At 57.5% G+C, this 9,237-nt stretch carries 11 protein-coding genes and 1 pseudogene; 7 read left to right on the top strand and 5 right to left on the bottom strand.

Annotation, left to right across the window (positions count from 1 at the left end):
• Positions 1-133: 133 nt before the first annotated feature.
• The 3 genes from repC to repA all read right to left on the bottom strand — a co-directional run bounded on the left by repC (position 134) and on the right by repA (position 3,595).
• On the bottom strand, positions 134-1,189 hold the full coding sequence (gene repC, locus RBB31_RS16615) for a plasmid replication protein RepC (protein ID WP_274594666.1): 1,056 nt from the start codon (positions 1,187-1,189) through the stop codon (positions 134-136).
• Positions 1,190-1,427: 238 nt separating this feature from the next.
• Positions 1,428-2,396, bottom strand: coding sequence for a plasmid partitioning protein RepB (repB, locus tag RBB31_RS16620; protein ID WP_274594667.1), 969 nt, complete (start codon positions 2,394-2,396; stop codon positions 1,428-1,430).
• Positions 2,396-3,595: a plasmid partitioning protein RepA gene (repA, locus tag RBB31_RS16625; RefSeq protein ID WP_274594668.1), complete on the bottom strand. Its 1,200-nt coding sequence runs from the start codon at positions 3,593-3,595 to the stop codon at positions 2,396-2,398. Before repA ends, repB begins: the two co-directional genes overlap by 1 nt.
• 90 nt (positions 3,596-3,685) lie before the next feature.
• Here repA and RBB31_RS16630 point away from each other — a divergent pair, with 90 nt between their 5' ends.
• From RBB31_RS16630 to RBB31_RS16645, 4 genes are all read left to right on the top strand, one after another.
• Entirely contained in the window at positions 3,686-3,880 is a 195-nt protein-coding gene (locus RBB31_RS16630; protein WP_274594669.1) for a hypothetical protein, read from the top strand.
• 179 nt (positions 3,881-4,059) lie between these two features.
• On the top strand, positions 4,060-4,287 hold the full coding sequence (locus tag RBB31_RS16635; protein WP_067623053.1) for an AbrB/MazE/SpoVT family DNA-binding domain-containing protein: 228 nt from the start codon (positions 4,060-4,062) through the stop codon (positions 4,285-4,287).
• Between the two features lie 370 nt (positions 4,288-4,657).
• A complete protein-coding gene (locus RBB31_RS16640) occupies positions 4,658-4,999 on the top strand; it encodes a type II toxin-antitoxin system RelE/ParE family toxin (RefSeq protein WP_274594670.1) in 342 nt (113 codons plus the stop codon).
• On the top strand, positions 4,996-5,289 hold the full coding sequence (locus RBB31_RS16645) for a DNA-binding transcriptional regulator (RefSeq protein ID WP_274594671.1): 294 nt from the start codon (positions 4,996-4,998) through the stop codon (positions 5,287-5,289). The genes RBB31_RS16640 and RBB31_RS16645 overlap by 4 nt, the downstream gene beginning before the upstream one ends.
• Positions 5,290-5,418: 129 nt before the next feature.
• Here the strand turns inward: RBB31_RS16645 and RBB31_RS16650 are convergent.
• Positions 5,419-6,302 (bottom strand): annotated as a pseudogene (locus tag RBB31_RS16650) (recombinase family protein).
• A gap of 126 nt (positions 6,303-6,428) precedes the next feature.
• On the opposite strand from RBB31_RS16650, the gene RBB31_RS16655 reads away from it, so the two are divergent.
• Together RBB31_RS16655 and RBB31_RS16660 are read left to right on the top strand one after the other, a co-directional pair.
• Positions 6,429-6,686: a type II toxin-antitoxin system ParD family antitoxin gene (locus RBB31_RS16655; protein ID WP_306130382.1), complete on the top strand. Its 258-nt coding sequence runs from the start codon at positions 6,429-6,431 to the stop codon at positions 6,684-6,686.
• Positions 6,683-7,018, top strand: coding sequence for a type II toxin-antitoxin system RelE/ParE family toxin (locus RBB31_RS16660; RefSeq protein ID WP_306130383.1), 336 nt, complete (start codon positions 6,683-6,685; stop codon positions 7,016-7,018). The genes RBB31_RS16655 and RBB31_RS16660 overlap by 4 nt, the downstream gene beginning before the upstream one ends.
• Here RBB31_RS16660 and RBB31_RS16665 read toward each other — a convergent pair.
• The gene (locus RBB31_RS16665; RefSeq protein ID WP_306130384.1) at positions 7,013-8,110 is read right to left on the bottom strand and encodes a tyrosine-type recombinase/integrase; all 1,098 of its coding nucleotides are present in this window, start codon (positions 8,108-8,110) and stop codon (positions 7,013-7,015) included. The two genes, RBB31_RS16660 and RBB31_RS16665, sit on opposite strands and share 6 nt — an antisense overlap.
• Before the next feature lie 158 nt (positions 8,111-8,268).
• Between RBB31_RS16665 and RBB31_RS16670 the strand changes: the two genes are divergently transcribed.
• Positions 8,269-9,222 (top strand): DUF1403 family protein, encoded by a 954-nt coding sequence (locus RBB31_RS16670; protein ID WP_306130385.1) that lies wholly within the window; start codon positions 8,269-8,271, stop codon positions 9,220-9,222.
• Positions 9,223-9,237: the final 15 nt, after the last annotated feature.

A 9,237-nucleotide genomic window follows, 5' to 3' on the forward strand; every position in this document is an offset into this window, starting at 1 on the left:
GTCACTTGTCCACCGCGGTGGACACCTGCTGGTCTGAGATAAACTGAAGAACCACCACGCGCCGCTAGGTGCGTTTGGATAGTTGTGGTTGCCATGACCGCTGCTTCCCGTTCGAAGTCCACCGCGGTGGACATTAGACGGTTTGCTCATTGGTTTCGGACAGTCGCTTGATCAAAGCTAATGGATCAAATTGGTTTTGCCTTTGACCCAGGGTGATACTGTGGAAATACGCTCCAAAATCCCTGATGCGTTTTCCGAGCTGTAGCATGATGAAGATCGCGCATGATGCTTTCTGCGTTCCTACAGCATTCTTGGCTTTCTCGAAAGTTTCTGGGTGAATGCCCATCATGGGTGCAAGTGTTCGAGCATGGTTTTCAATGTCCAACCAGTTTCTAAGTCTCTCTGTGGAGAACGATGTCGCCTGATCGCAGACTGAGGTTAGCAAGTCTGGTTTCAGGGTCTCATCGCCTATGTTGCTATCTAAATCTTTTTTTTCTTCTTTAGACTTAGATTGATGCCGGACAGATTGTCCGTCATTGGCGGGCAGTTGCATTTTTTCTGGTGGATCATCCGGGGTGGATAAACTCTGGCATTCTGCGTCCGTGTCGGAGAGCAGTGCGCGGTATTCGGGGAGGCTTAGCTTCCTGCGTAGAGTTTTTCGTGCGTGGTTGATGAATGTGTTGTTGGGATCATGCTCTTCCAAATGGGCGAGCTTTGTGAGGATCTGTTTGCGGACAAATATCCGATCCCGCCGGTTATTCTCCATTTCTTGCGCGATGGTGATAAGCTCGCTCGCACGTTGGAGCAAGGGTGCAAGCGACAATCCAAAACTGATGCACTCCCCGCCGGATGAGCGAACGCGGTAGCGCTTTCGGTTCGAGCTGTCATTGCGCTTGATGAATCCGAGTTCGACGAAGCGGTTGATGTGCCTGCGAAGTGTCCGTTCGTCGATGCCGCCAACTCGTTGGCAGATTGAATTGTTCGACGCAAAAACCGTTTCGCCGTGGCCAGGTTTCAAAAAGCTGAGCATTGCTTGAAGGGTCTGGATGTGGCCAGGGCGAAGCCCGAACACGCTGCGCGCGTCTCTCAGGGCCCGGAAGATGGTCCAGATATCGATTTCAGATGCGGGAGTTGAGCCGCATGATGCATCTGCACCAGCAACCTCGATTGGTAGTTTTGTAAATGCCATGATTTGATCACGATGACCGTTTGGCCCACAGCTTCCCTGTCTCCTCCCAAGATTTTATCTGGGAAAAGGCAATAAAAATCGGTTCACCGAATCGGTGACTCTTGACCGGTTTGCTGGAGGTTGCTACATCATGGGTGCAAATCGAATGATGAGGGCTCTCCAGGGGAAACTTTGGGGGGCTCTTTTCTTTCTGGTCTTCGCTTTTCTCCTTTGCTCGGGTTCCTCTATGTGGCTTGGGTTAAGACCCAGAGCCGCTCTCATTCCGCCAAGTATCGAAGAGTTGCAAAAGCGCCGCTTCTGCACGCTCCTCGAGCCACTGGCCGAATTCCGGGTTGTCCTTTTTGGCGATCTTGATAGCGATCGCTTTCTGATCGACTGTCAGCGTTCCGACAGTGTCGCCGCTCTCATTCTTGACGACGGACGTCACGCCGCGATTGGTCGGTTCTTTGTCTGCACGCGCCTTGTGCGAGCAAGCAGAATAGACCGCCTGAAATCTCTCGGGGCTTGGAGTGTCGTCGGGTAGGGCGGCGATCACCTCTTTGGCCGAATTCACCAAGTCTACCTTTCCCGATAGGGCCGCTAAATCACCCCACTGCCGTCTTCCGATGCCATGTGCCGGCCCGATAAGCTGAACAAGCCCATCAGGCAGTTGATCGATAACGACCCGGTGGTTGGACACGCCTTGCCGGGTTAACCCCAAAGCATCCTGAATGACGCCGGGCTTGTACCCAACTTCCTGCATCTCCCTGATAAACAAAGATTTTTCGATGAAAGACGGATCAAGTCGAAGGTTGTTCTCTTGACCCTGTGCGATAAGCGAGGCGTCGTCGTCCAATGTGCGAACGATTGCCTTGACCGTTCCTCCGATCTTGCGGATCGCTGCCAGTCTACGGCGGCCGTAGATGATGCGGTATCTGTCGGGTTGGCCCGATGGGCGGACCATGATCGGCACTTGTTGGCCATGCTTGCGAATGCTCTCGGCAAGCTCGTCGATACTCGTATCTTCCAGCACCAACCGATCGCGAAGGCCATCCATGTCAATCTGATCGGGTTCGATGTCCCGGATCGAATTGGCCGTGATTTCGCGCAAGGAGTCCCGCAAACCGCCAACAGAGCCGGGCAGCTTTGCAGTTTTTTGCAGGGTAGGGGAGGGAGCCGCGCTCTCTTTTTCGTCCTTCGGAGGTTGGTTGAAAATGTTTCTGGCCATCAGCGACGCCCCCATGCCATTTGGATCGTCTGCTCCAGTTCATCGGCAACGCCGTTCACGCTGGTCAGAGCGCGATCAATCGTTTTCCTGATGAACTGGCCGGGATCAACTTCATAGACGGTCTGCTGGGTCATTCCGGCGTCAGAGATTGCGGTAGACTTCAGCATGGGTTCAGTCATGACCTGGCCGGCGAGAATTGATCTCAGGTAGCCAGCCATTTGGGTCTGTGGCCCATCTGACGGCTCATATCTTGTGATCAGGAATTTGACGAAATCCCATGTCACACGGCGTCCAATCGCTTCTTCAACGGCCTTTACCGTTTCTGACGCAAGTTTCAGGAATTGGCTCATGGAAGCGATATCTAGCATGCCTGGTACGACCGTCACCAGGAGCCCTGTAGAGGCCGCCAATGCCGTGAGAGTCAGAAAGCCGAGTTGAGGAGGGCAGTCGATCAGTACGATGTCGTAACGTGCCTCTACCTCCTCGAGTGCCAAGGCGAGGCGCTCCGCAAAAATGGGCTGCATCCGACGGGCGAGCGCGTTTGCTGTCTCGGTTTCGTACTCCGAGAGCATCAAGCCGGCCGGAACCATGTCGAGCTTGTGAAAGTAGGTCTTTTGGATCACGTCAGAGAGCGGAACCTGATCCTCATATCTCAGAGCATCATAGATTGTTCCGCCTTCGGCGAACTCGAGTTCGGGCCGAAAGCCGAAAAATGTGGTCAAACTTGCTTGCGGATCGAGATCCAAGACCAAAACACGGTAGCCGCGCAAGGCGTACCGCTGTGCAAGATGTATCGTCGCTGTTGTTTTCGACGAACCACCTTTGAAATTGACGACAGATAGCACCTGAAGTCGGTCGCCATCGCGTCGACCTGGCCGATAAGATTCGGCATTCTTTCCCGTGCGCTCCAAGATATTGCGCAATTCGTCCACTTCTTGGGCTGTGTAGAACCGGTGCCCGCGGTTATCAGTATGCACTTCCGGGAAGCTATCGTCCTTGTGCCGGTTGCGCAGGTTAGACGTGCTTACGCGCAGGAGACCAGCGACTTCGGTCGAGCTGAAACGCCGCAAGGCTTTACGCTCTTCGGGTTCGAAGGCGATCTTCATCTGCCGATCCAAGGACTCGGCCAGATTGTCGGCAAACGTGCCGATGTCAGAAGAGCCTATGCCTTGCGCATATCCAACGTTACGATCATCCATATCCTGCCGCCCGCTCTTGGCCTCTGTTAAGGCTCTTGGTCATTTTGACGACGCACAACGTGTCTGACGCAATTTGCCGTCAGAATGGGAATGCCACGATCCAGCGAGTCCGGCAAGAAGAATCTAGATGTAGTGCAAAAGTTATCCACAACACCAATTTCAATCAAGCTGTCGGATCTTGGTTACGATATTGAAATTGATAATGAAAAACTCGATTTTATGGAGCGCCTCTTCGAAAAAAGGGAACGTTTCCCGCCGAGAAACAGACTAGGCATTATTGGTTGATGGTACCGCTGAATCAGTGCGAACCGAATGATTCTTCAAATTTTTTGGACTACAACAGGTTCCGTTGCGATGGCGCATCGGCGCATTTCCGTCGCCGCACCTGCAGGGCGATGGCTTTGCTTGTGGAGCGAGATGGATGTACACTGAACGTTGTTTTATCCATGCCTTGAGAGGACAAGATGCAAGTCGTTAAATGGGGGAGTTATCTAGCTGTCCGTTTGCCCGCCGAACTTGTGCTTGAACTCGGCTTGAAGGAAGGTGATGAGATCGACCTCGTCAAAGACGATGGTGCTGTGCGTGTTCGGCGTAAGCCTCGCGTGGATGAAATCCTCAAAGCACTGAAGCGGTTTCGGGGCAAGCTGCCCAAGGAGACGCGTATGTGTCGCGACGCGGTGCATGAACGCTGAGTTCGCAGATGCGAATGCCGTTTTCTACCTATTTGCAGACGATCCAAAGGCGGAGCGGGCCGAGGAGATACAAGGGTAGGGGTCCCGGACCAGTGTTCAGGTGCTGAACGCAGGGGTAGTTAAGTGTCGGAAGAGTGCAGGGTTCAGCCGGGAGGACACCGCATCCTTTCTTCTGGCACGTCATGACTGGCTATTTTCCGAAAGACCAAGCCACTCGACGCTCTCGAGCTGCGATCTACACTTGCCTCAAGCATCTGGTCGGAACGCTGTCAGTTGGGCATTATCCAAGAGTGGCACAAATTGGGTTGCGCTAACCGCGGTTCGTGTGCCATTGACTTATACGTCAGCGAAGCATAAATGGTAACTTAGAATGACACGATTGCAGACGGTGGTGGAACTGCCCGAATTCCAAAGGCGCGCCAAAGCAATCATGTCTGAGCAAGAGCGCGAGGCTGCAATCAACTACATTGCCGGCAATCCTGATGATGGGGTTTCTCTCGGCGGTGGGCTTCGCAAGATTCGCATCCCAAGAGTTGGGGGCGGTAAGAGCGGCGGTTTCAGGACGTTGTATGTATTTGGCGGGAACCATATGCCGATCTTTTTGATCACGATCTTTGCCAAGAACGAAAAGGCCAACCTGTCCAAGGCTGAACAAGCCGCGGCAGTCGAAATGAGCAAAGCGCTTGTCGCAAGGTATGGAGACGCAACATGACTGCATATGAATCGGTGTCGAAAGGCCTGGAAGAGGCCTTGGCATTCGCAGATGGAAACATGACGGCCGCCAAGGTCCATGAGGTATCCGTTGTCGATGTCGATGTGGCCGAAGTTCGCCAAAAAACTGGTCTCTCACAGGCTGAATTCGCCCGAAGCATAGGAGTAGCAAAGGGCACGCTCTTGAACTGGGAACATGGGCGTCGACACCCGACGGGCCCTGCTCAAGTCCTGCTGGCCTTGATCGCAAAGAAGCCATCGGTCGTGCAGGATCTGCTGCGAGGCGCTTGATCTGTGGTGCAAGGTGATATCCCTTTGACGCTCCTTTCGAAGATACGGTCGATGAAGCCTGCAGATTGCTGAGCTCGCGAACGGGGTGAGCGATATCTCATTGGCTATGGGATAACTTTGCTCTCTAAACTACTCCAACAATCCTAGCTTTTCCGCACGGTCCAGCAGCATCCTCACGGAAGAAGGCTGCCAGCTGGTCCGTCCACGAGGCGTGCGCTTACGCATGGATTCCAGCCGCTCGCAGATCGCCTGCAGCGTTATGTCAGGATCGGCACCTTTGATTGCCGCGACAATCGCGGGCAGGCGATCGTCGGTTTCGCGACGTCCAGTGCGTCCAAGCACTTCAGCGGGTAGAAACCCGTCGCGGATGTAGGCTTTCACGGCGCGGAGCAAGCGGCTTTGCGTCCAGTGCCGATCATGGGGCAGGGGGCCATTGATAATCCGCAAGACGTCTTCCCAAGCCATATCGGGGCGCAAGCGGCGCACATGGGGCACCCAATCTTGCGCGGTCTCGTTCAGGCGCTCCATGTAGCCGTCCTGTCGCGCCAGCCGCACCTTACGCAGCGCGGCGGGATCCTTGGCGCTTAGCCCAGGATTGCCACCAACGCGACCTTTGGCGCGCGCGGAGGCAAGACCCGCCTTGGTACGCTCGCGGATCAGGGCGCGTTCGAATTCGGCAGCAGCGCCCAAAACCTGCAACGTAAACTTGCCTTGCGGCGATCCAGTGTCGATTGGGTCTTGGAGGGAGCGGAAGAAAGCTCCCTTGCCCTCCAGTGTTTCGATCACCTCGAGAAGGTGCGACAAAGACCGCGCAAGCCGGTCGATCCGCACGACGACCAGCGTGTCGCCGTGGTCCACGCGCTCCAGCACGCGTGCCAGCACCGGCCGGGCGCGATTGCCGCCGGAGGCGTGCTCTTCATGGATTTCTGCGCAGCTTGCGGATTTCAGGGCCTGCGACTGGGGCAGGGGGTCTGATCCTCGGTTGATACGCGCGCATAGCCAATAAGGGGCATGAAATCCGGCCGTTTGCAATTTAAGGTATCGCTAATAAACGACCGTTTGGAAACGGCGGCACGAACCTCCGCGACATTGACCGAATCCTCGCATTGGCATATATTGCCAACAAGGAGACTTGTTCCATGGTGACACGAAACGTTGTTCTGACCGAAACCCAGGACCAGTTGGTTCAGGCTTTGGTTGCCTCCGGACGTTATCAGAACGTCAGCGAGGCGATGCGCGCGGCGCTTCGCCTGCTGGAGCAGGAAGAAGCCCAACTCGCCGATATCCGGCAGGGGTTGTTCGAGGGTTTGGCGCAGGCAAAAGCGGGCGACTTTGCCGAAGGCAGTGGTGACGACGCGATCCGGCGGGCATTTCGGCAAGCGCGTGCATCTTCATGAGCCGATCTCTTCGGCTGACCCGCCGCGCGGAGGCCAGCCTTGTCGAGATTGCCAAGTGGACGATCGAACAATTCGGGCTCAAACAGGCAGACCTTTATGAACCGGAACTGCTCACCCGCTGTCTGGCAATCCTGAACGGTCAGGCGCATAGTAGAAGCTGTGCGGTTCTGGTAGATGATGCGGCCGATCTGCGGTTTGCGAGGGCAGGGGAGCATTTCCTTGTGTACCTGGATCAGCCTGACGAGGTCATCATCGTGGATATCCTGCATTCCCGGAGTGATCTTCCACGTCATGTCGCGGCGTTGGCGGCTCTCAGAAATGTTGACCTATAGCCCTGCGGCCTTGGTTAGGTTCACCCGGAATCGGTCGCGGCGGCGTTGGTAGCGGCGGGTCATCTCAGCCGAAGCGTGTCCGAGATGCTTCTGAACGTAACGCTCCTCAACCTCTGCCGAGCTGGCGAGACCCGCGCGCAAGCTGTGACCGGAGAACAGCGCCAGGCGCTCTTTCTCGGGCAGTTCGGATCGGATGCCGGCATCCAGGACTGTGCGTTTGATCAGGCGGGCCACATGCTTGTCGTTTAGCCGCGTTTCTGAGGCGCGGTTGCCATCGCGCGAGGTGCCGACGAAGACCGGGCCGAAGTCGATCTTCGAGAAGTGCAACCATTGCTCGAGGGCATGCACGGGGCAGGTCTGTTCTTTCGATCCCCGACCGATCTCGACCTCGCGCCAACCGGTCTTTGCGTTCAACGTCAGCAGTGCGCCGCCGTCCATGATGTCGATCCAGCCGCCCAAGCCGGGCGTGTCGTCCTTGTGCACGTCGAGGCAGACGATCTCCGAGCGGCGCAGACCTCCGGCATAACCAAGCAACAAAATCGCGCGATCCCGCAATCCGCGCAGGTCATAGGGCAGGGTAGCAACCATCGCGAGAATATCCTCCGCCAAGATCGCTTCCTTCTGCACCGGCGGGCGCGCCTGTTTCCGCTTGATGCCAGCCAGGACAGTCGCGATGTGGCGGTTCTTGCGATCGAGAGTGAAACCCCTTTGTGCGTAGTTCCAGGCGAGACCCGAGAGGCGGCGGTCAATCGTGCTGACCGCGAGGGCAGGGGAGGGGCCCGACCCGGCCGCCAGGTCCGCGAGATAGAGACCGATCATCTCCGGGGACGGGGGCAGTGGCTCCGCGCCTTTCATGCGGCACCAGCGTGCGAAGTGGGCCCAGTCCTTGGCGTAGGCCTTGAGCGTGTTCTCGGACGCCGCAGCCCGGGCGTAATCGCGCGCGGTGTCGACCAGGCGATCCAGCGTGCCCGACCCGGCGACATGGGCGGGCAGGGCGATGCTATTGCCTGCCTCTTGCTCTCTCTCGTCGCCGCGCACATCATCGAGCGCACCGGAGGGCGCTGACGTCGATTTGTCGGTCTCTGAGTCCATCGCTTTCCCTGAAAATCCGCTGATTTTGACACTGTGCCGCAGCGTATCTCTTCATGTCCGATAAGGCAAACTTATTGGACATAGCGAAGAGCCGCAGGGTGGGGCGGTTTATACACTATATGGTAGGCAAAAGCGCCGCCGTGCGCTAGTCTTGTGGCATGACATACCAGCCTGCCGCCATCTCGCACGACTTGACCAACCTACCGAACCCGCCGGGCTGGGTCACCTCCGGGCGGCCAGAAACCCTTGAAACTGTGGCCTTTCGGTCGGGGGCAGTGCTGACGGTGCTCGATCAGCTGGTCAGCGATGCTCGGTATGGCGTGCCGATGAAACTGCTCGCGAACCGGCTGGCGCTGAGTGCGGCAGCTGCCACGTCGAAACTGGAAGGGCGGCTGGCGCGGGAAGTCGATATCCGTGACGCCTTTCACCTGACCCCGCCGGGCGAGGCGCGGGGCCCGGAGGGCGATCTTCTGGCCTTCTGGCGCGACGCAGTGCGCCTGCGAGCAAGTGGGACGGGCGAGATCGCCGCCCTGATGAGCCCGGACTTCGCGGGCGAGGTGGGCCTCTGGCTCGATGCGGGTGCGGAACGGGCTCGGACTCATGGGCCGCTTGCAGGCGGCGTGGCCGTCGTTCGTGCCGTTCTCGATGTTGACGACCGGGCGGAGCGGATCGCCTGCCTGCTCTCGGATATCGTCCTGGCGCGGGCGCTGAACTGGACCCAGGTGCTGCCGGTTTCGGCGCGGTACCTGACCAAGACGGCGCTGCGCGATCTGACAGTAAAAAGGCAGGGGGCCGAGATGGCGATTCAGGCTCGGATTCTCGAGTCCATCGAGGAGACGATCCGGGTGGCGCGAGATCTCGCGCGCCGGGCCGAGGCACTTCGTGGGATTGCGCCGAAGCTGCGCGCGAAAGGATCGGATTCTGCGGTCGAGCTGTTCCTGACCGAGGACGCCGTGGCACCGGCGTCGATGCTCTCGCCGCGCATTCGCGGCACCACTATCCCGATGACCGACCGCGCGGCGCGGCGGTTCTGTGACCGGCTGGTCGAGCTGGGCGTGGCGCGGGAACTGACCGGGCGGTCGACCTTCCGTCTCTACGGGATCACGTCATGAGTGTTGCGACCAGGA

The organism is Roseovarius sp. MMSF_3350, assembly GCF_030733425.1.
Classification (GTDB): domain Bacteria; phylum Pseudomonadota; class Alphaproteobacteria; order Rhodobacterales; family Rhodobacteraceae; genus Roseovarius.

What these genes read in the sequence shown, in the direction of transcription:
- RBB31_RS16640 (WP_274594670.1), top strand. Translation starts at nt 4,658, where the DNA reads ATGACACGATTGCAGACGGTGGTGGAACTGCCCGAATTCCAAAGGCGC.
- RBB31_RS16660 (WP_306130383.1), top strand. Translation starts at nt 6,683, where the DNA reads ATGAGCCGATCTCTTCGGCTGACCCGCCGCGCGGAGGCCAGCCTTGTC.
- RBB31_RS16665 (WP_306130384.1), bottom strand. Translation starts at nt 8,110, where the DNA reads ATGGACTCAGAGACCGACAAATCGACGTCAGCGCCCTCCGGTGCGCTC.
- repC (WP_274594666.1), bottom strand. Translation starts at nt 1,189, where the DNA reads ATGGCATTTACAAAACTACCAATCGAGGTTGCTGGTGCAGATGCATCA.
- repB (WP_274594667.1), bottom strand. Translation starts at nt 2,396, where the DNA reads ATGGCCAGAAACATTTTCAACCAACCTCCGAAGGACGAAAAAGAGAGC.
- RBB31_RS16630 (WP_274594669.1), top strand. Translation starts at nt 3,686, where the DNA reads ATGCCACGATCCAGCGAGTCCGGCAAGAAGAATCTAGATGTAGTGCAA.
- repA (WP_274594668.1), bottom strand. Translation starts at nt 3,595, where the DNA reads ATGGATGATCGTAACGTTGGATATGCGCAAGGCATAGGCTCTTCTGAC.
- RBB31_RS16655 (WP_306130382.1), top strand. Translation starts at nt 6,429, where the DNA reads ATGGTGACACGAAACGTTGTTCTGACCGAAACCCAGGACCAGTTGGTT.
- RBB31_RS16635 (WP_067623053.1), top strand. Translation starts at nt 4,060, where the DNA reads ATGCAAGTCGTTAAATGGGGGAGTTATCTAGCTGTCCGTTTGCCCGCC.
- RBB31_RS16645 (WP_274594671.1), top strand. Translation starts at nt 4,996, where the DNA reads ATGACTGCATATGAATCGGTGTCGAAAGGCCTGGAAGAGGCCTTGGCA.
- RBB31_RS16670 (WP_306130385.1), top strand. Translation starts at nt 8,269, where the DNA reads ATGACATACCAGCCTGCCGCCATCTCGCACGACTTGACCAACCTACCG.